This is a genomic window from Kitasatospora sp. NPDC023120, assembly GCF_055560835.1.
Map to the genome: position 1 here is coordinate 71897 of NZ_JBVHHY010000010.1, position 20720 is coordinate 92616.

The window sequence follows — 20720 nt, forward strand, 5'->3', positions numbered from 1 at the left end:
TTCAGGTAAGCGCCGACAGCCGGGCGGCGATCTCCGGGTCCCGTCCGCTGCCGGCCACGACCTCCTCGCCCTCCGGCGTCGCGCGCCGGACGAGGTAGTGGTGCGGCGCCATCGCGGTGTCGCGTCCGGGCAGCGCGGCGACGACGGCGCGGCGGGCGGCGGCCGGGTCGCCCGCAGTCCTCGGCGGGCAGCGCTCGTCCAGCAACACGTCCTGGTCGTCGACGAGTTCGGCCTCCGGCAGCGGCTCCCTCTCGACCGCCGCCGACCAGATCCGCAGCAGCAGGAAGCTGTGCAGGTCGCCGACCGCGTGGTGCCAGGAGCAGCCGAGCACCGACCCGCCATCGGCGGTGCGGGTGATCCGAACGGTGAGCAGCGGGGCGCCGCCGGCCCGCGCGCCCGGGGCGTCCACCCGGTCGACCAGTTCGGCGCCGACCGCCGTCACCCGGCCCATCGCCTCGGCGAGCGTGCCGTCCACGGTGTGGACGTCGAGCGGTACGCCGGAGTCGTCGCAGACCGCCTCCAGCACGCCGTCGACCGTCCGCAGCCGCCTGACGAAGACCGGGACCCGCTCAAGGGCGCGGGCCAGTCCGGCGGCGAGCCGGTCGTCGCCCAGGGGCTGTTCGAAGCAGAGCACGACCGAGACGGCGAGGTCGGCGAGCATGGTGTCCATCAGGCCGCAGCGCAGCACCCGCCGGTGGCGTGCCCGGCGCGGACGGTCCGGGATCGGCGCAACTGGGGCCAGATGCTCATGGGTTCCGTTCCGAAGCACTCGATGACACTCGGCTACACCCGGCACTGAGTACCCGGCACTGGGCGGAATGCGAGGGCACGCCGAACGATAGTGCCGCCTCCGGCCAGTGGTCCAGTCCAATCCTGCAGTCCGTAAAGGCCGGTCCGGAAAGGCCCTTCGCGGCCCCCGGCGATAGAATTCCGAGCATGGCAGAGCGCGCCGGCGCAGCCACCGCGCCACCCCTCGTCCTGGTCACCGACACCGACTCCCAGCTGATCGACCCGGCTCGGGCCTACCACCTCGGCCGCGACCCGAGCAGCGAGATCGTGCTGGACGACCCCCGGGTCTCCTGGCATCACGCGATCCTGCGCGCCACCGAGGGCCACTGGCTGCTGGAGGACGTCGGCAGCACCAATGGAACCTACGACCAGGGCCAGCGGGTCAGCCGCGAGGACGTCGGCCCGGGCACCCGGCTGCGCTTCGGCGATCCGGCCGACGGCCCGTCTGCGACCTTCGCCGGCCTGCCCGCCCCCGCCCGGGACGAGCGCCCGTCCCTGGTCGCCCCGCAGAGCTCCGGCACGTTCCGCAGCCCGAGCTCCGTGCTCCAGCTGCCCGGCCACACCGTCCGGATCGGCCGCTCGCACGACAACGACCTCGTCCTGGACGACCTGGTGGTCTCCCGGCACCACGCCGAACTACGCGAGCTGCCGGACGGCGGCCACGAGATCGTCGACCTGGACAGCCACAACGGCACCTACCTCAACGGCAGCCCGGTCCAGCGCGCGCCGGTCGGCCCGGCCGACATCGTCGGCATCGGCCACTCCGCGCTCTGCCTCGCCGACGGCCACCTGGTCGAGTACACCGACACCGGCGAGATCTCCCTGGACGTCCAGCACCTGGTGGTGCGGGTCGGCCGCGACCGGCGGGTACTGCTGGACGACGTCGGATTCCCGCTCGCCGAGAAGGCCCTGCTCGCGGTGGCCGGCCCGAGCGGCGCGGGCAAGTCCACCCTGCTCAACGCCCTGACCGGGCTGCGCCCCGCCGACGAGGGCACGGTGCTGTACGACGGACGCGACCTCTACCGCGACTACGCCGAACTGCGCCGCCGGATCGGCCTGGTGCCGCAGGACGACATCCTGCACACCCAGCTCACCGTCCGCCGCGCCCTGTCCTACGCCGCCGAGCTGCGCTTCCCCGGCGACACCGACCCGCACGAGCGGGAGGCCAGGGTCCTGGAGGTGATCCACGAACTGGGCCTGGACGACCGGGCGGACCAGGTGATCGCGAGTCTGTCCGGCGGTCAGCGCAAGCGGGTCAGCGTGGCCCTGGAGCTGTTGACCAAGCCGTCCCTGCTCTTCCTCGACGAGCCGACCTCCGGCCTGGACCCGGGCATGGAGCGCTCGGTGATGCAGATGCTGCGCGGGCTGGCCGACGACGGCCGCACGGTGGTCGTGGTGACGCACAGTGTGCTCAGCCTGAACGAATGCGACCGGCTGCTGGTGCTGGCCCCGGGCGGGCGGACGGCGTACTACGGGCCGCCGGGCGAGGCGCTCGGCTACTTCGGCTACGAGGAGTGGCCGGAGGCCTTCGAGGCCTTCGAGAACGAGGACCACGCCGGCTGGCAGACCCGCTTCCGTGCCTCCCCGCAGTACCGGCGGTACGTGACGGCCGAGGCGGTGCCCTCGGTGCCCGCCCCCGCGCGGACACCGGAGCCGGAGCGGGCACCGGCGATCGGCCGGGAGAAGCCGCAGGGCTGGTTCTCCCAGCTCGGCACCCTGGTGCGCCGGTACGCCTCCGTCCTGGCCGCCGACCGGCTGTTCCTCACCATCATGGTGGTGCTGCCCTTCGTCATCGGCCTGATGTGCCGGGCGATGGCCGGCTCCCGCCTCACCCCGGTCAACGCCGTCAACTGCCTGCTCACCCTGTGCATCGGCGGGCTGCTGACCGGCTCTGCCAACTCGGTGCGCGAGCTGGTCAAGGAGCGCGCGATCTACCAGCGGGAACGGGTGGTCGGGCTGTCCAGATCGGCCTACCTGGTGTCGAAGGTGGTGATCCTCGGCGTCGTCACCGTGAGTCAGGCTGCGGTGCTCACCGTGGTCGGCCTGGCCGGGGTGGACCTCTCCGCGGCCGTGCCGACCGGCGTCGTGATGCCGCACCTCCCCGAACTGATCATCGCCGTCGCGCTGCTCGCGTTCTCGGCGATGATGCTCGGACTGGTGGTCTCCGCGCTCGTGGACAAGGAGGAGGCCACCATGCCGCTGCTGGTGCTCCTCTCCGTCGTCCAGATCGTCTTCAGCGGCCTGATGCTCAAGCTCTACGGCGTGCCCGGGCTGGAGCAGTTCGCCTGGCTGATCCCGTCCCGCTGGGGCATGTCGGCGATGGGCCGCACGGTGGAGCTGCACACGCTCTTCCCGAACGAGATCACCCAGGACCCGATGTTCCGCCACGAGCGGCGCGGGTGGGAGCTGTGCATGGTCCTGCTGCCGCTGCTGTCGGCCGGGTACGGGCTGCTGGTACTGGCCCTGCTGCGACGGCACGAGCCCGCGATCATGCGCAAGTAGCGCCTCGGACGTGCGCAGACAGCGCCGCGGATGTGCCCGCACAGCGCCCCGATCATGCGCGAGTGGCGCCGCGGACGTGCGCGGTCGGCCTCGGCCCGGACACGGACCGGCGTGCGACGCCGGGTCGGCCCGGGCCACCACCGGTAGAGTGGGAACAGCCCTGTGGTGCGAGTCGTGCCGCGCGCGGCGGGGGTCGCGCGGCGGAGGAAAAGTAGCCGCCCATGGACGAGTTCGCTTTCCGCCCCACCCACGTCGCCCCGCCGGGCGGACTGGCCTCCTGGACGGCCCCGGACCCGGCACGGCCCTCCGCCCGGCTCGACGCGCTGCTTCCGCTGCAGCTGCTCGGCCGCCACGGCGACTGGGCGCAGATCCTGTGCGCCAACGGCTGGACCACCTGGGTGGACGGACGCCTGCTGGTCGCCCTCCCGCAGCCGCCGCCCGCCGCCGGAGGCCCGCCCGCCCGGACCGCCGACCCGCGCCCGGCGCTCGCCGACGCCGAGACCGCGCTGGCCCGCTACCGCGCCCTGCTGGAGGACCTCGCCGCGGGCACCCTCGACCTGGAGGCCTTCCGGGAGCGCACCCGCGGCCTGCGGGTGGGCCTGGTGGTGGACGGCGAGGCGCTCTGGGTGTTCGACCCGGTGCACGACCGCTGGTGCTACTGCGACGGGCTGCAGCTGCAGACGTACGCGGGCGCCGACCGGCCGCCGTCCTCCTCGCCGACGCCAAGGCCCGCACCGGCGCCGACACCGGCACCGACGCCCTCCCCGGCGCAGACACCCCCGCCAGGGGCCGCGTCGCCGGCGCACAGCCCGTACGCCCCGACCCAGGCGGGCGAGCCGTGACCCCGGCCGAGCAGCCGTCCGCCCCCAGCCTGCCCGCCGGACTGGTCGGGCGGAAGGTCGCGGGCTACCGGCTGGAGAGCGAGATCGGGCGCGGCGGGATGGCCGTGGTCTACCGGGCCAAGGACCTGCGGCTCGGCCGGACCGTCGCGGTCAAGCTGCTCGCCCCCGAGCTGGCCCGCAACGAGGTGTTCCGCCAGCGCTTCATGCACGAGTCGGAGGCCGCCGCCGCGATCGACCACCCGCACATCATCCCGGTGTTCGAGGCGGGCGAGCAAGACGGCATCCTGTTCATCGCGATGCGCTACGTCGAGGGCGGCGACCTGCGCGCCCTGATCAACCGGGGCGGCCCCTTCCCGGTCGAGCGGACCACCCGGCTGGCCCTGCAGATCGCCTCCGCCCTGGACGCCGCGCACGACCACGACCTGGTGCACCGGGACGTCAAGCCGGGCAACGTGCTGGTCGCCGCCGGCACGGACAGCGAGCACCCCGAGCACCTGTACCTGGCGGACTTCGGGCTCACCAAGAAGTCGCTCTCGCTCAGCGGGCTGACCAGCGTCGGCCAGATCGTCGGCACGCTCGACTACGCGGCGCCCGAGCAGATCTCCGGCAAGCCGCTGGACGGGCGCTGCGACCAGTACAGCCTCGGCTGCGTGGTCTTCGAGATGCTCGCGGGCGTTCCGCCGTTCCGCCGGGAGAGCGACCTCGCGCTGCTCTGGGCCCACCTCAACGACCCGCCGCCCGCGCTGGACGAGCACCGGCCCGACCTGCCGGCCGCCGTGGCGGCGGTCGTCACCCGGGCGCTCGCCAAGACCCCCGAGGAGCGGTACGCCAGCTGCCTGCAGTTCGTCGCCGAGCTGCGCGCCGCGACGGCGGCCACCCGGGCCCGGTGGAGCGGGGAGGGTCCGCCCACGCAGGTCGTCCCGGCGGCCTCCGCCGGCCGGACCGCCGTGCCCGAGCCGCCCGTCTGGGCCGCCCCGGTCGTCCACCCGCCGCTGTGGTGAGCCCCACCGGGGAGCCCGCCGAAGGGAGCACCGCGCCATGAATGCCGTGAGCCAGGTCTTCGCCATGATCGCCGCCGCGATCCACCTCGGTGTCTGGCCGCTGGAGAGCTTCCTCTACGGCCACCCGCGGGTGCGCTACCTGCTCACCGGCAACACCGCGGACGCCCCCGAGGTCCGGCTGTGGCGCTTCAACGTGGGCTTCTACAACCTCTTCCTGGCGTTCGGCCTGGTCGCGGGCTTGGTCCTGCTGCACACCGGGCACAGCGGCTCCGGACGCGCGGTGATCCTCTACATCGGCGCCTTCCTGGTCGCGGCCGGGATCACCCTCTTCGTCTCGGAGCCCAAGGTGTGGCGCGGCGCGCTCGGCCAGGCCGTCCCGGCGGTGGTGATCCTTCTGGCGGAAGCCTTCTGACGGCCGGTCACCCGCTTTCCCCCGACCTCCGGCGCCGCTACAATCCGCCTACCCCGCGACGGGCGCGGCGGCGGTTGGGGGTGGCAGGTGGCGCGGTCCGCGATCGGCGACAGGTACGTGGTGAGCATCGGCTGCAGGGCGGGCGTGGAGCGCGGACTCACCACGACGACGGTCACATGGAGCATCTCCCACGTGCCGACGGGCGGCGCGCCCCGCCCGGCTCAGGGGGACGAGGACATCGCGATCCTCTGCCCGCGCTGCACCCGGGCCTTCTCCGTCCGGGTGGAGAGCGCCACCCGGGCGAGGACCAAACAGCTGGTGCACCGCGCGTTGGGCTGGCTGCTGCTGCTCTCGCTCCTGGTGACCGTGCCGATGCTGATCCACCTGGGCGGCCAGACCGTCGAGGAGGGAGACGACCGGACGACCGACAACATCGGCCTGCTCGTCGCGCTGGCCGCCGCGGGCGTGATCATCGGCCCGTCGCTGCTGTTCAGCGCGACGGTGCACAGCGGGGTGAAGAAGCTCCGGCTCGTCCGGGAGGACGGCACCAGGACCGCCCTGGTGCAGGGCCACCGACTGTTCTGAGCGCGGACGGACCCTACGGCTGACCCTCCTCGACCTCGCCCGGGTGTCGCACCCGGGCGGCGAGCAGCGCACCGAGCGCACCGGTGAGCAGGCCCCAGCCCGCCGCCAGCGGAACGGCCGTCCACAGCGACGGGCGCAGCTCGAGGCTGCCGCTGCCGAGGTCGGGCAACGGATTGGAGCCGCCGAGAACGGAGTCGAGCAGGCCACCGAGGCCGCCCTGACCGAGGCCGACGCCGAGGACGGAGAGCCCGTACTCGGCGTCCATCCGGGTCCACAGGCCCACCAGCAGCATGGTGACGGCGGTGGCGAGCGCGAACCGCACGGCGTGCTGCCAGAGCCGGACGGTGCGGGGCGAGCGGCGGGCCGCGAGGAAGGCGGCCGCGAGCAGCAGGACGGCGGCCAGCGGCAGCAGCAACCAGGCGCGGGCGTCCTGGTCGGCCAGGGTGCCGAGGTCGATCGTCGCCTGCTGCCCGTCCGGCGCGCGCAGCACGTCGGAGAGCGGTTTGGGGACGGGCAGACCGATCGCGCCGACCAGCCGCCCCTGCCACTCGGCGCCGAGCCCGACCCCGAACGCCAGCCAGACCAGGTCGGGCAGTGCGAGCAGCACCACGGCCAGGGTCTGCCGGGCGTTGCCGTGCACGATCGCGGTCACCACCCCGGCCACCGCACCGATCACCAGGTACGCCACCAGCACCATCCAGAGCGCGAACGCGGCTGGGCGGACGGCGAGTTGGTAGCGCACCAGGGCGGGCGGCAGCGGTGCGCGGCGGGACACCGCGAAGATCGCCGCCAGCACCAGCAGCATCCAGGCCAGCCCGATGCCGACCGTGCTCGGGCCTTCCGCGTGGAAGCCCACCTCCGGGGTGAGTCCGAGCGCTCCGCCGATCGACTGCACCAGGTCCGGGCCGAGCGGGACGGCGAAGCTGTGCCGGGCGCCGAGGGTCAGCAGGACGAGGCCGAGCACCCAGAGCACGACCGTCCGGACGATCCGGCCGAGCAGTTCGCCGCCCGAGGCCACCGCGCGGAAGCGCAGTTGACGCAGGAACACCTCGGCCATCGTGACCGCTCCGGCCACCGAGACGGTCAGCGGCATCGCACTGATCCCGGCGTCCACGGCGGCGAAGTTTCCCGCACCGCCGTCGAGTTGGACGGATCCGCCGACGGCGAGCGCCATCGTCGCGGCGACCACGGACAGGAAACCGCCGTCCGGGAGGCCGTCGGCGCCGGCCAGCCAGAGGCCGAGCGCGGCCACCGCCGCCATCGCGACCAGCCCGGCCAGCACGACGGCGAGCGCGTCCAGCCAGCCGCGGACGGCGCCGGGCGGGCCCGCGGCCCGGGTGGTGGGCTGCTGCATTGCCGCCTCCTGGTCGCTGGATCGGTCACTCGGTCACTGGGCTACTCGGCCACCCGGTCACTCGGCCGGTGGCGCACTGCCGGCCTGCCGGCTCGCCGACCGGCCGCCGGGTTCCAGGGTGGCCGACGGTCGGGGCGCACGCTCGGCGACGGTCGGGGTACCTGCTGTTGCGGCGAGCGGGGCGCCGGGGGAGAAATGGAAGCCAATGGCAGGAGCTTCCTGTGCCGGCCGTGATCGCCGGCCGCCTGCGAAACGGAGCCTCGATGACCTCCCAACCGCCTCCGTCCGGCCCGCCGAGCGAGCCCCCGTACGGCCCTCCGTCCGGTCCCCCGTCCGGCCCGCTGGCCGGTCCGCCGTCCGGTGGGGGCTCGGCCGGACCGCCGTCCGTGCCCCCACCGCCCTCGGGCCCGCCCGGCGGCCCGCCCACCGGAAGTACCGGTGGCAGGCCGCGCAAGCCATGGTGGCGCTCCGGCAAGGGGCTGGCACTGGCGGCGGGCACCCTGGTGGTGGCCGTGGTGGCCACCGTGCTGATCGTGAACAACCAGAGCAGCCACAACGAGGCCATCCCGGCCGCGAACGAGGTCGCACTGCAGACGCCGGCCGACCCCGGGCCCGCGCCGTTCACCCAGTCGGTGGAGACCCAGGGGGTCAGTGCCCCCGCCCCCGTCACCTCACCGGCGCAGCAGCAGCCCGGCGGCGCCACGTCCAAGGTCAGCTCGCCGGCCGCGCTGCACAGCGTCGAGGGCAGCTCCGCCGGGCTGTACGGCGGGAACATGGGCAAGTCCAGCTGCGACACCGAGCGCCTGATCGGCATGGTCTCGACCGGGGACACCGGGCGCGCCTGGGCCTCCGCGGCCGGCATCGGGCAGGCCGACATCCCCGGCTACCTGCGCTCGCTGACGCCGGCGTACCTGCGCGTGGACACCCGGGTGACCAACCACAGCTACAAGAGCGGCGCCGTGGTCGAGTACCAGTCCGGGCTCCAGGCGGGTACCGCCGTCCTGGTGGACGCCCAGGGCGTGCCCCGGGTGCGCTGCGCCTGCGGCAACCCGCTGCGGCCGCCGAAGCTGGTGAGCAACGCCAAGTACACCGGGAAGGCCTGGGCAGGCTTCCAGCCGACCTCGCTGATCGTCGTGGTGCCGGCGCCGCAGCCGGTGACCGAGATCATCCTGGTGAACTTCGAGACCGGCGGCTGGTTCGCCCGGCTGACCGGGCGGATCGAGATCGTGGACAAGCACGTCGAGCCGCCGAAGGGCCCGCTGGTGCCGGGCATCCCGCCGGCCGAGCCGTGGAAGCCGTCCACACCATCGGGCAAGACGACGACCTCGGGGAAGCCGACGTCGGGGTCCACCACGTCCGGGTCCACGACCTCGGGCTCGACCACCTCGGGATCCACCACCTCCGGCTCGACCACCTCCGGCTCGACCACCTCGGGCTCCACCACCTCCGGATCCACGACCTCCGGATCCACGACCTCCGGCTCGACCACCTCCTCGGGCGGTCCGTCGTCATCCTCGGCGACCTCCTCCACCTCCTCGGGCACCCCGTCCGAGACGAAGACGACGACGAGCGCCTCGACCGCGACCGGCACGACGACGAGCGCGAGCTCGACCACCACCAAGCCGACGGTGAGCGTCTCGTCGGCCCCGAGCACCACCATCAGCCCGAAGACGCCGACCGCGACCTGCGCGACCACCTCGCCGTCGACCCTGCCCCCCTGCCCGACCACCGCGCCCAGCTGACCCGGCGCAGCCTCACCTCACCCCGCTGCCGCCGCCCGACTCCCGGCCGGTGGCAGCGGCGCGTCTCCGGTGCCCCCGGGACGCGCCCCAGGGGCACGTCTGCCCCCTCGGAGCCGCCACCAGCCGCGCCACGCGCCTCGCCCGGTGGGCGGCCAGCCGCCGCTGACCGCCGCTCAGAGTTCGAACATCGGCACGTCGACCGACGGCGGAACCGGCTCCAGGATGTCCCGCAGCACCCGGACGCCCCGCCGCCACGCCGGACCCTCGCCGGTCTCGTCCCACAGCTCCGCCACCTCCGACTCCTCCGCCACCACCCGGTCGAGCGCCTCCACCGCGAGCGCCCGCAGCTCCACCGGCAGCGCCGGTATCGCCTCCTTGGGACCGTAGGCGCTCGCCACGGCCGCGCCGCCCGGGCACTGCGCCGCCACCAGGGCGGCGGCAGCGACCGCTTCGACGCCCTCGCTGTCGTCCAGGTACTCCCCCGCCCGGGCGGCACTCAGCAGCGCCGTCCGGAGGATCGCCTCGCGCTCGCCCGCCTCCGCGTCGTCGAGCCCGCCGGCGAAGTCCGCCGCGGTGTCGTTGTCGAAGTGCCCGATGTCCCAGGTGCCCATGCCGATCCCCTCACGCCCCGCGCCGATCCCTCGTGGCCGATCCCTCGTGTTCGTGTGCGACGGATACTTGCACGCCCCACTGACAATCGACGCCGACAACCGACCGCTGGCGGGATATTCGCTGGTCAGCGGAGTGTCAGTGCGGCAGAGTGCCCCCATGACCACCACCCGGGGACTGGACGCCGACGGATTCATCGCGCGCGAGGGCTCGCTCGCCCGCGTGCCGGCGGAGTTCTCGTCGGTGGTCGATGCCGCCCGCGAGCGGATCGCCGGTGCCTTCGGCCCCGACCGGCTGCACAGCGCCTACCTCTACGGCAGCATCCCGCGCGGCACCGCGACCCCCGGCGTCTCCGACCTCGACCTGCTGCTCGCCCTGCACCGCCGGCCCACGCCCGCGGACCGCGCGGACGCCGACGCTCTGGAGGCCGCGCTCGACGCCGAGTTCGCCCAGGTCGATGGGGTCGGCGTGCTGCTCTTCGACACCGGCACCCTGCTCAGCGAGCTCGAACGCCACGACCTGGGCTGGTTCGTGGCCTGCCTCTGCACCCCGCTGCTCGGCGCCGACCTCGCCACCCGCCTGCCCCGCTACCGCCCCACCTCCCTGCTCGCCCGGGAGACCAACGGCGATCTGGCCCTCGCCCTCCCGGGCTGGCGCGTCCGCCTGGCCGCCGCCACCACGGACGCCGAGCTCCGCACCCTCAGCCGGGCGGTCACCCGCCGCATCGTCCGCACCGGCTTCACCCTGGTGATGCCCCGCTGGGGCGGTTGGACCAGCGATCTCGCCGCCTCGGCCGAGGCCTTCGCCGCCCACTACCCCGAGCGTGCCGCGGGGATGCGCCTCGCCGCCGCCACCGCCCGTACCCCGGGCGCGGACCGGGCCGTCCTCACCATGCTCATCGACGACCTGGGCCCCTGGCTCGCCGCGGAGTACACCGCCGCCCACGGCGAGAAGGCCCCGCGCCCGTGACACCGCACCCCAGGCACCCGCGCCCCCGCGTCCCTGCCGCCCGGGCACCCCTCAGTCCACGCAGGGGATCCCGCCCGCCTTCACTGCGGGCCCCTGCATCGGCAGGCCGGCCGCCGGGTCGGCGGACGGGTCGCCCGACGCCGCGGCGCCCGGGGGAGCCGCGGCGGGGGTCGGGGTGCGGGCAGCGGCGAGGGTGAGCAGGATGTGGCCCGGCGGAACGGTGTTGGAGGGGGCTGCCGTGACGCCGTAGCGGCCGGCGAGCTGCTGGGCGTCGGCCTTCGCACCGGTGCCGTAGGCCACGGTGGTCGCCCGGGTCCTGGCCGGGGCGTCGCCGATCCGGCCCGCCTGGTAGCCGAGTTCGGCCAGCGCCCTGGACTCGGCGGAGGCGGCGCCGGCCCCGGCCGCCGCGTTGATGTCGACCACCGCCTTCGCCGACCCGCCCGGCGAGGCCGTGGCAGAGGTGGAGGCGGTGCCGGGGGAAGCCGCAGGATCGCCTGGCGCGTCCCCCGGAGCCGGGGCCGGAGCGGCCGGAGCCTGCTCGTGGTTGAACAGCTGTCGGACGATCTTCTTGATCAGGTCCGGGTTGACGGTGTTGACCTCCTGCCCGCCGACCGTCTTGAACCCCGAGATCGGCAGGGTGTTGAACTCCACGTTGCCGCCCGTCAGGTTGGGCGCCTGCTGGGCGAAGTCGAGGATGTTCCACTCGTTGTCGATCACGACGTCCTTCTTCACCACTCCGAACAGCTTCTGCATCTGCCCGAAGTCGTTCAGGATCCCCTGCTGTTTGAGCTTGTACTCGACCGAGGAGATGAACGCCTGCTGCCGGTGGGTGCGGTCGAGGTCGCCGTTGGTGAGGTGGTGGCGCTGGCGGACGAAGGAGAGCGCCTGGGCGGCGTCGAGGGAGCTGATCCCGGCCGGGAGCTTGAGGCCGGTGCCGCCGCCCTCGTGGGTGGCGGTCCGGGCGGTGATCGGATCGTCCACCGGGTGGTTGAGGCAGACCTGGATCGGCTCGACCGCCTTGGCGATGTCGTAGAAGCCGATCAGGTTCACCTCCGCGAAGTGGTCGATCGGGACGTCCAGGAAGCTCTGCACGGTCTGGATGGTGGCCGAGCGGCCGGCCTCCCGGCTCTGCCGCTCCAGCTCCGCCTTGGAGAGCCCCTTGCCGGAGAGCTTCTGCTCGGCGGCCTGCTTGGCGATCCCGTACGCCTCCTTGACCTTGTGCATCTTCCCGTCGGCACCGACGGTCTGCACGTAGTCGTCGCGCGGGACGGACAGCGCGGTCACCTTGCCGCCGTTCGCCGGGATGTGCAGCACGATCAGGGCGTTGGTGTTGTAGCCGCCGATCTCGCTGGAGCCGGCGTGCAGTTCGTCCTCCACGAACTGCTTGGGCAGGTCGTTGCCGTCCATGTCCTTGCGGCTGTCGAGGCCGATCAGCAGCAGGTTGACGGACTTGTCGAGGTGCGGCGGGGCGTTCTTCTTGGCCTCGCTCAGCGCGGTGGACTTGATCATGCCGTCGTCCAGGCTGCGGTACTCGTACCAGGTGAAGCCGCTGGCGCCGAGCACCGCGACGGACACGGTGCAGGCCAGGGTGCGCCCGGCGACGGTCAGCGGGGCGGCGCCGCGGCGCGGGGCGCGCCCGCGTGGGCCGCCGGTGCGGCCGACCGGACGCCCGCCGGAACGGCCTCCGCCGCCGGCGCTGCCGCGGCTCCGGTTGCGCTCAGCCACGGCGGCTCCTTCCCGTCGGGGCGCACGCGCCCTCGGGCGGTCGGTGCTCGAGCCCGGCCCGGCGGCGGTCGGCCGCCGCCCGGCCGACCACCACCAGCAGCGCCACCCCCACCGCGGCGGCCATCACCGGGAACGCCTCGACCACCCAGCGCAGCGCGCCGGTGCCGAGGTTCCCGCCCCGGTACCTGTCGGGGTGCGCCGCGTACTCCAGGCCCGAGGCGGCGAGCAGCACCACGACCGGAGCCGCCGTCACCACCCACCAGCGGCCCGGCCGGCTGCACACCGCCGCCGCGGCGGCCGTCCCGAGCACCGAGCCCACCGCGAACAGGATGCCGACGCCGGGCCCGCCGAGCTCGTCCGCGACTCCGCCCAGCACCGGCAGCCCGACCGCCGAGAACACGACCACCGGGCCGCCGCGCCGGCGCACCTGCTGCCGACGGCGCGCGACGCCCGACCGGGGCGCGCGGGCCGGCCGCTCCGCGCCGGTGCCTCCGGCGCCCGACGCCGTTCCCGCGCCCTCGGCCGCGCGGGAGCGCTGGGCGGGGAAGGCGCGGTCCTCGGTGCGCGGTCCCGCGTCCTGGTACGGCGTTCTCGCCCGCTGGCCGGCCATGCGCACTTCCCTCGATCGTTGCGGCTGCGACGGCGCGTTCGCACCGCTGCGGATGCCGGGACGCCCCCGGTCCCGGCGGCAGCCCCTTCCTCTACAGCTCTGTAGAAGTAGGGCTGGAGCATACAACCCATTTCAGCAAAGTCACCCGCCGCCGATCGGCAGCAGGCGAACCGTCGGCGGGCCGTCGTGAGGATGGACATGATCCCCGCCACGTCGGCACACCATCAGGAACGCATCAGAGGAGCAGAGCGTCACCATGTCTGAGAACCTGAAGAACCTTGCGGACAAGGCCACCGACCTCGCCCGCGAGCACGGTGACGTGATCGGGCAGGGCCTGGAGAAGGTCGGCGACGCGATCGACGACCGCACGGACGGCAAGGACAGCGGGCAGATCGACACCGGCGTCGAGAAGGCGAAGGACGTCCTGCGCAACCTCGACGGCGACCGGAAGCCCGCCGAGTGACCTGCCGCCAGGCACGATCGCCCGTACGGTGATCGAACGGACACACGGGCGGAACGGGGAGGGACCGGCAGCGGTGAGCGAGGGAAAGAAGGGGCTGGGCAAGGGGAGCTGGCTGGTGATCGGCATCGCGGTCGTGATCGGACTGGGCCTCGTCCGCGGCAACGGCCACGACGGCGCGACCACCGCCGACCCCGCGCCGTCCGTCGCGGCGCCGGCCCCGGCGTCCGGCGGCCCGGGTGCTCCGTCGGCCGGCGCCTCGACCGCGCCGTCGAAGCCCTCGGGCCGGTACGACCCCGCCGACTACGCCGCGCCGGTCCGCCAGTACGCCGCCGAGGCCGGGGTCAACCCGCAGCTACTGATGGCGATCCTCTACAACGAGTCGTACAAGCCGCACGACCCCGAGCTCGAACGGGCGTGGCAGCGCAGCAAACCGGACGCCTCCTTCGGCATCGCCAACATGCACCGGGCCGCGTTCGACGACACCAAGCCGGGCCGCCCCTTCGCCTCCCGCCAGTGGGAGGAGCTCCCGGACGACCGCAACCTCGCCGTCCAGGCCGCCGCCTGGCACCTGCACGACCTCGCCGAGCAGCTCCCGGCGCGGGTGGGCGTGCCGCTGAGCCGCGACGAGCTCGTGGCCCTCGGCTACAACGCGGGCGCCGGCAACATGCTGGCCTTCGCCCGGGGCGTCAAGATCGGCTCCCAGGCGCAGTCCTACCTGGACCGGCTGCGCGACAACTGGACGAAGTCCGGCGAGGCCGTGACGTAGTACCCGTCGCGGAGCCACCGGTCGCCCGGCGGGGTTGGTCCCGCGACGGGCCGGGGCCGTCGCGCGTCAGACGCCGAGGCGGGCCGACCACTTGGCGCGCCAGGCCAGCGCGTCGGCGACGCCCTCGGCGATGCCGCGCTGCGGCTGCCAGCCGAGCAGCTCCCGGGCGGTGTCGACGGCGGCGTAGCAGCCGATCACGTCGCCGGGGCGCGGGCCCGCCTCCCGGACGTCGAGCTCGGCGCCGACGGCCTGCTCGAAGGCGGTGACCAGCTCGCGGACGGTGGTGCCGTCCCCCGTCCCGACGTTGATCACCCGGTAGCGGTCCGCCGCGTCCGGGGCGACCACCCGGTCGAACCGCAGCAGCGCCGCGACGTGCGCCTCGGCGAGGTCCTGGACGTGGACGTAGTCGCGGATGCCGGAGCCGTCGCGGGTCGCCCAGTCGACGCCGGTCACGGTGAACGGCGCGCCAGTGCCGTGCGCCTCGATCAGCTTGCCGAGGGCGTGGGTGGGGTTGAGGTCCTGCAGACCGGTGCGCAGCTGCGGGTCGGCGCCGATCGGGTTGAAGTAGCGCAGGGCGATGACCCGCTGCCGCTCGGCCCCCTCGCCGCGGGTCCAGTCCTGGAGCACCTGCTCCATCATCTGCTTGGTGCGCGCGTACGGGCTGTTGGCGTCGACCGGGCAGCTCTCGTCCACCCGGGCGTCCGGCGTGGGCGCGTAGATGGAGGCGGAGCTGCTGAAGACGACGCGGGTGCAGCCCTGGCGCTGCAGGGACTCCAGCAGGTCGATGGTCTTGGCGACGTTCTCCCGGTAGTAGTACAGCGGCTTGGCCACCGACTCCGGTACGACGATCTTCGCGGCGCAGTGCACGGTGGCGTCGATGTCCGGGTGCTCGGCGAAGATCCGGTCGAGCAGATCGGCGTCGGCGACATCGCCCCGGTAGAAGATCCGGTCCTCGACGAACTCGGCCCGGCCCTTGGAGAGGTCGTCCAGTACGACCGGGGTGATCCCCCGGTCGAGCAGGGCGGACGCCACCGTGCTGCCGATGAACCCCGCGCCGCCGGTGATCAGGACCTTCTTCATGCGCGGACGCTCCCTGCGATCGGCCGGACGCCCGGTGGCGCCCGATGACCGGAAAGGACGTCGGTTCGTGTCCGGGTGGTTCCCCGGCGGTCCTCCGGCGGCCCCCCGGTCCTCCGGCGGCCCCCCGGTGCTCCTTCGGCGCCCCTCGGGCGGGGTGGTCCGACGGCTCAGGCCGCCCGGCGGCGTCGGCGGAGCCAGAGGCCGGTGCCGGTCAGGAGGACGGCCGCGGCCGCGGTGCCGATGGCGGCCCAGGTGGTGGAGTCGGAGGTGCTCTCACGGGCGGACGCGACAGCGGCGGCCCGCGTGGAGGTGGGGGTGGCAACGGGAGCGGGAGCGGGCTCGGCCACCGGCCCGAGCGTGGGCACCGGGACGGGCGCGGCGGTGGTCCCGGTCGACGGCGACGCGGCCGCCGTGCCCGCGGGCACCGGGTCGTTGATCACGGCGTCCGCCACGTCGAGCTCGCGCTGGGCGTGGCCGAGCGAGGGGAAGGCGCAGTCCACCGTCACCTGCCAGTGCCCGGCGGGCAGGATCTCCCGGGTGGTGTACGTCCCCGGGCGGCCCGGGACGGCGACCAGGCGCCAGGGGCCGACCGCGCGGCCGTCCGCGGCGGTGGCCGAGAGCGTGCCGGCGAATTCCTCGGTGACCGGGTCGTGGTCGTTCTCCCAGGTGGCGACGGTGCTGACGTGGCCGTTCTGCTGCCCGGTGACGTCGAGGTGGACGGTGTCCCCGTGGGCGGCGGCGGGTGCGGCTGCGGGCAGGACGGCCGCGGCGGCGAGGGCGCAGGCGGCGAGGAGCGGGCGGGTTCGCATGACGGGCATTCCTCGTGGCGGTGTGGGGGACGGGCGCGGGAAGCGGGGAGCCGGGCGCGGCCGCCTCGGGTGGAGGGCGGCCGCGCCCGGCGTAGGGCCGAAACGGCTTGCGGTCGAATCGCTTGCGGTCGAACCGCCTTGCGGTCGAACCGCCTTGCGGTCGAATCGCCTTGCGGTTGAACCGCTCTGCGGGCGAGTCGACTTACGGACCTGCGGGCTTGCAGGCTCGTGGACGTACCGGCATCACGAGGTCTTCAGCAGCGACCAGTTCTGGTACGGCCGGTCGTTCGCCTGCTGCAGCTCCAGCAGCCAACCACCGTAGTACCAGCGGTCGCTGAGCCCCAGCACCAGCGAGCCGCCATCCGCCTTGATGGAGAATCCGCCCTCACCGGCGGCGAGTTGCCACTTCTGCGCGGCCGCGTCGGAGCACGGCTGCTGAGCGACGTACTGACCGGCGACCGGGGCGCCGCCGAGCTGCAGGCACTTGCCGGACCGCGCGGACTTGATCCGCACCGCGCCGTTCCCGGCGTCCTCGAACTGCCACTTCTGGTTGGCGTAACCGGTGCGCTGGTAGGCGATCGCCACGGTGCCGTCGTTCATCGAGCTGCCCCAGAGGTCGGCGGCCTGGCCGGTGAGACCGTTGACCAGGGTGTAGTTCGCACCCGGCTGCGGGCGTCCGGCATCGGCGACCGTACGGAAGGTGACGGCGCGACCGGGCTTGCCGACGGCACCGGCGGCGTCGCGGACGGCGACGGCCACGGTGTACGAGGTGCCGGGGGCGAGGCGGACCAGGCCGACCACGGTCGAGTGGACGGTGCCGATCGTCTGGCCGTTCAGCAGGACGTCGTAGCCGGCCGCGGCGGGGGCGGCGTTCCAGCTCAGCATGGCGGAGGTCTGGGTGACCTGGCTGACGGTCATCGCCGGGCCGGTGTTGCCCGACGTCGGGGTCGGCGACGGGGAGCCGGTCGGAGTCCCGGTCGGAGTCGGGGTCGCGGTCGGCGACGGGGAGCCGGTCGGCGAGGGGGTGGTGCTGCCGGTGGGCGTCGGGGTCGGCGAGGGCGTGCGGGTCGGCGTGCCGGTCGCAGTCGGGGTAGGCGTCGGGTTCGGGCCGGTGCCACCGCCGGCGATGAGGAAGCGGTTGTTCGCGACGTTCCAGTGCGTGGTGAGGTAACTCCCGGGCGACGGAGCGGTGTTGTAGTAGTCGTCGTGGTTGCAGTCGAGCCGGTCGTCATGGGCGCGGTCCGGGCAGACGGTCCGCATCTGCGGGTAGTAGGGGGCGTCCGAGTAGCACATGACGTCCCACTCGTCGACGCAGTGCCCGGCCTTGCTGGAGTTCGGCGCGCTGTTGTTCACCGCACCGAGGTTGTGCCCGAGTTCGTGCGCTGCGGTGCTGCCGCTCCAACAGCCGGAGTCGGTCCGGCCGTACGAGGGGCCGAAGTTGCTCAGGTTGTCCTGGCCGGGGCGCTCGTCGCCGGCGAAGGTGCCGATCCCGCAGTACACCTTGGCGTCGGTGAACATCATGTACTTGCGGTCCTTGCGGTTGAACCCCTGCGCGGCGAGGGCCCGGTTGCTCGCGTTGAAGTCCTGGATCTCGGAGTCGGAGATCTGCACGTTCAGCACCGAGGCGGTGCAGTCGGATTCGGTGACGAAGCGGACGTGCCGCTCGCCGCCGGTCTCGGCGGCGCTGGCGTTGTAGATGACGTCGACGTCGCCGGCCCACTTCTTGAACGAGGGCAGGTACTGGGCGAAGCGGTCGTTGCCCGGGGTGTGCACGTACACCACCTGGATGCGGTTGCCGCTGCTGCCGTCGCCCTCGCAGACCAGCTTCGACCCGGCGGGCGCGGCGGCCGCGGCGGGGGCGGGCTCCGCGGCGGCGCTGCCGGAGCCGCCGAGCAGCGTCTTCTGCGTGGCGTCCAGAACGGGCGCCCCGCCCTTCAGCAGGTCGGCGGCGGCGGGCGGCTGGGCGCTGGCCGCGGGGGTGAGCGCGGGCGCCTGGGCGGCCGCCGCGACCGGCGCGACGTCCTGGTGGATGTCCACGCCCTTGGGCGGCACGTCCGGGCCGTGGCTGCACTGGGTGCTGCCGGTGACCTCCAGCGTGCCGCCGCAGCGGTCGCTGCCGGGCAGGCTCAATCCCGCGTAGACCAGGCCGCGTTCGGGCTGGTCCTTGGGTATCGCCTTGAGCGGCGCGGCCTTCTCGTCCCGCTTCGGGGCGGGCGCCTGGGTGGCCCCCTCGGCGGTACCGGTCTCCCCCGGCCCGCCGTCGTCGCCGACCAGCCCGGCCTGCGACCCCGAGTTGTCGGCCGCGTCCGCCGCGGCCGTGACGGCGCCGTGCACGCCCGCCGGCTCCAGCGCGGTGCGGATGCCGAGCGTCCCCGCCACCAGCCCGGCCGCCAGTGCTGCGGCGACCAGGGCGCTCCTGCGGGTGAGCCTGCGGCGCTTGCGCCGACGAAGCTCGCTGCTCCGGTGTCCCATCGCGTTCCTTTCCTCGTGCGACAGCCCGCGCCCTGTGGTGAAAGGGGGCTCGGGCCTTCCGACACAAGGGAGAGCGGATGGGACGGCCGGGAATAACAGAAACATCTTGCGAGATTCTTCGACCCGTTCGAACGGGGAGTCACAACCGGGCACTGGGGCCCCACCGGCTGGGCCCCGCGGCACCGGCCCGGGTCCGGCGGCTCGGGCTCGGGGCATGAAAGAGCCGGGGAGCGCACTCGGGGGGTGTGCGCTCCCCGGCAAGGGGTGGTGGCGGCCACCCGGCCGGAGCCCCGGGGCCTGTGGCTCCGTCGGCCGTGACGGAATGCTAGACCTGTCGAAGGACGCTGACCAGAGCCCTGACCAGGCGACTTTCCGCCCCGGACATGCCAGCACATGGCGGCATATGACGGATCGTCAGGCAGGGGTGGGTCAGGCCGCAGCCGTCGCCGGCCCGGCGCCGAACCGCGGCGCCACCGCGACGACGCCGCAGCCGCCGTGCAGCCGGGTCAGCGCGCCCGCCAGGGCGACGCGGTCCCCGGCGAGCCAGAGCCGCAGGGCTGCGGAGAGCGCGGCACTGGCCGGCCCGGCCGCCGGTCCGCCGGTGCGGGCGAGCCGCTCGCCGAGCAGCGGCAGCAGGTCCGCGACCGGGGCGGGCAGCCACAGCGTGAGGGCGAACGGCGCCGGCCGGGCCAGCACGCGCAGCAGCGGCAGGACGGAGGCGTCGTCGTGCAGCGCGGGGATCACCTCCAACAGGCCGTCCACCGCCACCTCGGACACGTCGCCGCCGTGCCCGCGCGCGAGCTCGCGCAGCAGCGCCCGCTCGGCCGCGGTGATCCGGACGGTCAGCATGACCTCGTCGCAGTCCATGGTCCCGGCCCCCTGTCGTGGAGTTCGTGGAGTACTGGATTCGTGGAGTACTGGAACAACGAGCACCGAGGTACCGGGGTACCGGGGTACCGGGGTACCGGGGTACCGGGATGCGCGGAGTACCGGAGTGACGGAGTGTCCGTGTGCAGTCATGTCGTCGCCGTGTTCAGTCCCGTGCCGACAGGATTCCTGCCCCGATCCGGGCGCCCGACACCGGTTCGATCAAGCCGTAATGGCCGTCATGGCGGCGGTAGAGCACCCGGATCCGGCCGTCGCCGGGGTCGGTGTGGCCGAGGAAGGGGCGCCCGGTGAGCCAGAGCCGGCGGGCCGCCTCGGCGAGGTCCAGCGGCGGTACGGCGTCGCTGCCCGCGGCGCACGGCTCCACGGCACCGCTCAGCGGGCAGCGGTGCACCAGGCTGTCCCGCCCGGTCGCGGCGTCCGCGAAGAGGTGGAACCGCCGGTCCAGCGCGAGCAGTTCGCGCACGGCCTGACCGGTGGTGCGGCGGGCGAGCACCACCGCCTTGTGCCGGGCGATCCGCCGCTGCGCGAGCGGGCGGTCGACGTACTGCGGGCGGTAGGCGCTCTCGTAGCTGACGGCGAAGCCGATGTCGCCCTGTTCGCGCAGCCGGACGGCCCGGCCCGCGAGCGTCCCCAGCACCAGGTCGACGGACTCCCGCGCGGTCCCGGTGGCCAGCTGCACCCGCACCGGCCCGGCGCCGTCCAGCTCGACCTGCGCCTGGGCGAGAGCGGGCCGGCTGACCGACCGGTCGCGGGTGCGGGTGAGCCGCAGCCGCAGCGCGCGGGCGCCCGGGCCGAGGTTCGTGACGGTGTCCAGCGCACGGGCCCTGGCATACTCGGCGTCCTCGCGCGGCAGCTCGCCGCGGATCTCCACCCGGACGTCGAGCGCCGGCCGGTGGCGCAAACGGGTCATCAGGCCCCTCCTTCTCCTGCCCCCATGCTGGCCCTCGCCCGGCCGTACGGCGAGGGTCCAAAGACCCTCCGCCCCGGCCCTTCCGCGAACGTTCCGACCCACGGCATCCGCGCAGGTCAACCCGGCTCCGCGAGCGAGCGCGGAAGGCCGGGGAGATCGGCCGTTGGAGTGATCCGCGCGCGTTCGGCGCAA

At 74.1% G+C, this 20720-nt stretch carries 19 protein-coding genes; 9 read left to right on the plus strand and 10 right to left on the minus strand.

Annotated features, from left to right (window positions below):
- Position 1: 1 nt before the first annotated feature.
- A complete protein-coding gene (locus ACZ3TI_RS16525; RefSeq protein ID WP_465726909.1) occupies positions 2-970 on the minus strand; it encodes an acyltransferase in 969 nt (322 codons plus the stop codon).
- Here ACZ3TI_RS16525 and ACZ3TI_RS16530 point away from each other — a divergent pair.
- The 5 genes from ACZ3TI_RS16530 to ACZ3TI_RS16550 all read left to right on the plus strand — a co-directional run bounded on the left by ACZ3TI_RS16530 (position 937) and on the right by ACZ3TI_RS16550 (position 6131).
- A complete protein-coding gene (locus ACZ3TI_RS16530; RefSeq protein ID WP_465726910.1) occupies positions 937-3291 on the plus strand; it encodes an ABC transporter ATP-binding protein/permease in 2355 nt (784 codons plus the stop codon). The genes ACZ3TI_RS16525 and ACZ3TI_RS16530 overlap by 34 nt on opposite strands.
- Before the next feature lie 221 nt (positions 3292-3512).
- Positions 3513-4133, plus strand: coding sequence for a hypothetical protein (locus ACZ3TI_RS16535; protein ID WP_465726911.1), 621 nt, complete (start codon positions 3513-3515; stop codon positions 4131-4133).
- On the plus strand, positions 4130-5134 hold the full coding sequence (locus ACZ3TI_RS16540) for a serine/threonine-protein kinase (protein ID WP_465726912.1): 1005 nt from the start codon (positions 4130-4132) through the stop codon (positions 5132-5134). Before ACZ3TI_RS16535 ends, ACZ3TI_RS16540 begins: the two co-directional genes overlap by 4 nt.
- A gap of 37 nt (positions 5135-5171) precedes the next feature.
- Positions 5172-5546, plus strand: a complete 375-nt coding sequence (locus ACZ3TI_RS16545) for a DUF1304 domain-containing protein (RefSeq protein ID WP_465726913.1) — start codon at positions 5172-5174, stop codon at positions 5544-5546.
- 87 nt (positions 5547-5633) lie between these two features.
- A complete protein-coding gene (locus ACZ3TI_RS16550) occupies positions 5634-6131 on the plus strand; it encodes a hypothetical protein (protein WP_465726914.1) in 498 nt (165 codons plus the stop codon).
- Between the two features lie 13 nt (positions 6132-6144).
- Here ACZ3TI_RS16550 and ACZ3TI_RS16555 read toward each other — a convergent pair whose 3' ends face one another.
- Complete coding sequence (locus tag ACZ3TI_RS16555) at positions 6145-7485, minus strand: streptophobe family protein (RefSeq protein ID WP_465726915.1); 1341 nt, start codon at positions 7483-7485, stop codon at positions 6145-6147.
- A 386-nt stretch (positions 7486-7871) separates the two neighbouring features.
- On the opposite strand from ACZ3TI_RS16555, the gene ACZ3TI_RS16560 reads away from it, so the two are divergent.
- On the plus strand, positions 7872-9227 hold the full coding sequence (locus ACZ3TI_RS16560) for a DUF6777 domain-containing protein (protein ID WP_465726916.1): 1356 nt from the start codon (positions 7872-7874) through the stop codon (positions 9225-9227).
- A gap of 173 nt (positions 9228-9400) precedes the next feature.
- On the opposite strand, the gene ACZ3TI_RS16565 is transcribed toward ACZ3TI_RS16560, so the two are convergent.
- Entirely contained in the window at positions 9401-9838 is a 438-nt protein-coding gene (locus ACZ3TI_RS16565; protein ID WP_465726917.1) for a DUF4259 domain-containing protein, read from the minus strand.
- A 157-nt stretch (positions 9839-9995) separates the two neighbouring features.
- Here ACZ3TI_RS16565 and ACZ3TI_RS16570 point away from each other — a divergent pair, with 157 nt between their 5' ends.
- The gene (locus ACZ3TI_RS16570; RefSeq protein WP_465726918.1) at positions 9996-10805 is read left to right on the plus strand and encodes a nucleotidyltransferase domain-containing protein; all 810 of its coding nucleotides are present in this window, start codon (positions 9996-9998) and stop codon (positions 10803-10805) included.
- Positions 10806-10856: 51 nt separating this feature from the next.
- Here ACZ3TI_RS16570 and ACZ3TI_RS16575 read toward each other — a convergent pair whose 3' ends face one another.
- Both ACZ3TI_RS16575 and ACZ3TI_RS16580 read right to left on the minus strand, forming a co-directional pair.
- Complete coding sequence (locus tag ACZ3TI_RS16575; RefSeq protein WP_465726919.1) at positions 10857-12530, minus strand: LCP family protein; 1674 nt, start codon at positions 12528-12530, stop codon at positions 10857-10859.
- Positions 12523-13140 carry a DUF6542 domain-containing protein gene (locus ACZ3TI_RS16580; protein ID WP_465726920.1) on the minus strand — a complete coding sequence of 206 codons (618 nt, stop codon included), beginning with the start codon at positions 13138-13140 and terminating at the stop codon, positions 12523-12525. The genes ACZ3TI_RS16575 and ACZ3TI_RS16580 overlap by 8 nt, the downstream gene beginning before the upstream one ends.
- A gap of 256 nt (positions 13141-13396) precedes the next feature.
- Between ACZ3TI_RS16580 and ACZ3TI_RS16585 the strand changes: the two genes are divergently transcribed.
- Together ACZ3TI_RS16585 and ACZ3TI_RS16590 are read left to right on the plus strand one after the other, a co-directional pair.
- Positions 13397-13603: an antitoxin gene (locus ACZ3TI_RS16585; RefSeq protein ID WP_465726921.1), complete on the plus strand. Its 207-nt coding sequence runs from the start codon at positions 13397-13399 to the stop codon at positions 13601-13603.
- Positions 13604-13676: 73 nt separating this feature from the next.
- Complete coding sequence (locus tag ACZ3TI_RS16590) at positions 13677-14369, plus strand: transglycosylase SLT domain-containing protein (RefSeq protein WP_465726922.1); 693 nt, start codon at positions 13677-13679, stop codon at positions 14367-14369.
- A 66-nt stretch (positions 14370-14435) separates the two neighbouring features.
- Here ACZ3TI_RS16590 and galE read toward each other — a convergent pair whose 3' ends face one another.
- The 5 genes from galE to ACZ3TI_RS16615 form a co-directional block, all read right to left on the minus strand.
- Positions 14436-15449 (minus strand): UDP-glucose 4-epimerase GalE, encoded by a 1014-nt coding sequence (gene galE / locus ACZ3TI_RS16595; RefSeq protein WP_465726923.1) that lies wholly within the window; start codon positions 15447-15449, stop codon positions 14436-14438.
- A gap of 167 nt (positions 15450-15616) precedes the next feature.
- Positions 15617-16258 carry a hypothetical protein gene (locus ACZ3TI_RS16600; RefSeq protein WP_465726924.1) on the minus strand — a complete coding sequence of 214 codons (642 nt, stop codon included), beginning with the start codon at positions 16256-16258 and terminating at the stop codon, positions 15617-15619.
- A gap of 243 nt (positions 16259-16501) precedes the next feature.
- Positions 16502-18730: an RICIN domain-containing protein gene (locus ACZ3TI_RS16605; protein WP_465726925.1), complete on the minus strand. Its 2229-nt coding sequence runs from the start codon at positions 18728-18730 to the stop codon at positions 16502-16504.
- A gap of 429 nt (positions 18731-19159) precedes the next feature.
- Positions 19160-19597 carry a hypothetical protein gene (locus tag ACZ3TI_RS16610; protein WP_465726926.1) on the minus strand — a complete coding sequence of 146 codons (438 nt, stop codon included), beginning with the start codon at positions 19595-19597 and terminating at the stop codon, positions 19160-19162.
- A gap of 166 nt (positions 19598-19763) precedes the next feature.
- Positions 19764-20528, minus strand: coding sequence for a sigma 54 modulation/S30EA ribosomal C-terminal domain-containing protein (locus ACZ3TI_RS16615; RefSeq protein WP_465726927.1), 765 nt, complete (start codon positions 20526-20528; stop codon positions 19764-19766).
- Positions 20529-20720 lie beyond the last annotated feature (192 nt).

Excerpts from the sequence above, each read along its gene's own strand:
- galE (WP_465726923.1), bottom strand. The coding sequence starts at position 15,449 with ATGAAGAAGGTCCTGATCACCGGCGGCGCGGGGTTCATCGGCAGCACG.
- ACZ3TI_RS16545 (WP_465726913.1), top strand. The coding sequence starts at position 5,172 with ATGAATGCCGTGAGCCAGGTCTTCGCCATGATCGCCGCCGCGATCCAC.
- ACZ3TI_RS16565 (WP_465726917.1), bottom strand. The coding sequence starts at position 9,838 with ATGGGCACCTGGGACATCGGGCACTTCGACAACGACACCGCGGCGGAC.
- ACZ3TI_RS16615 (WP_465726927.1), bottom strand. The coding sequence starts at position 20,528 with ATGACCCGTTTGCGCCACCGGCCGGCGCTCGACGTCCGGGTGGAGATC.
- ACZ3TI_RS16530 (WP_465726910.1), top strand. The coding sequence starts at position 937 with ATGGCAGAGCGCGCCGGCGCAGCCACCGCGCCACCCCTCGTCCTGGTC.
- ACZ3TI_RS16605 (WP_465726925.1), bottom strand. The coding sequence starts at position 18,730 with ATGGGACACCGGAGCAGCGAGCTTCGTCGGCGCAAGCGCCGCAGGCTC.
- ACZ3TI_RS16555 (WP_465726915.1), bottom strand. The coding sequence starts at position 7,485 with ATGCAGCAGCCCACCACCCGGGCCGCGGGCCCGCCCGGCGCCGTCCGC.
- ACZ3TI_RS16585 (WP_465726921.1), top strand. The coding sequence starts at position 13,397 with ATGTCTGAGAACCTGAAGAACCTTGCGGACAAGGCCACCGACCTCGCC.
- ACZ3TI_RS16535 (WP_465726911.1), top strand. The coding sequence starts at position 3,513 with ATGGACGAGTTCGCTTTCCGCCCCACCCACGTCGCCCCGCCGGGCGGA.
- ACZ3TI_RS16610 (WP_465726926.1), bottom strand. The coding sequence starts at position 19,597 with ATGGACTGCGACGAGGTCATGCTGACCGTCCGGATCACCGCGGCCGAG.
- ACZ3TI_RS16580 (WP_465726920.1), bottom strand. The coding sequence starts at position 13,140 with ATGGCCGGCCAGCGGGCGAGAACGCCGTACCAGGACGCGGGACCGCGC.
- ACZ3TI_RS16600 (WP_465726924.1), bottom strand. The coding sequence starts at position 16,258 with ATGCGAACCCGCCCGCTCCTCGCCGCCTGCGCCCTCGCCGCCGCGGCC.
- ACZ3TI_RS16570 (WP_465726918.1), top strand. The coding sequence starts at position 9,996 with ATGACCACCACCCGGGGACTGGACGCCGACGGATTCATCGCGCGCGAG.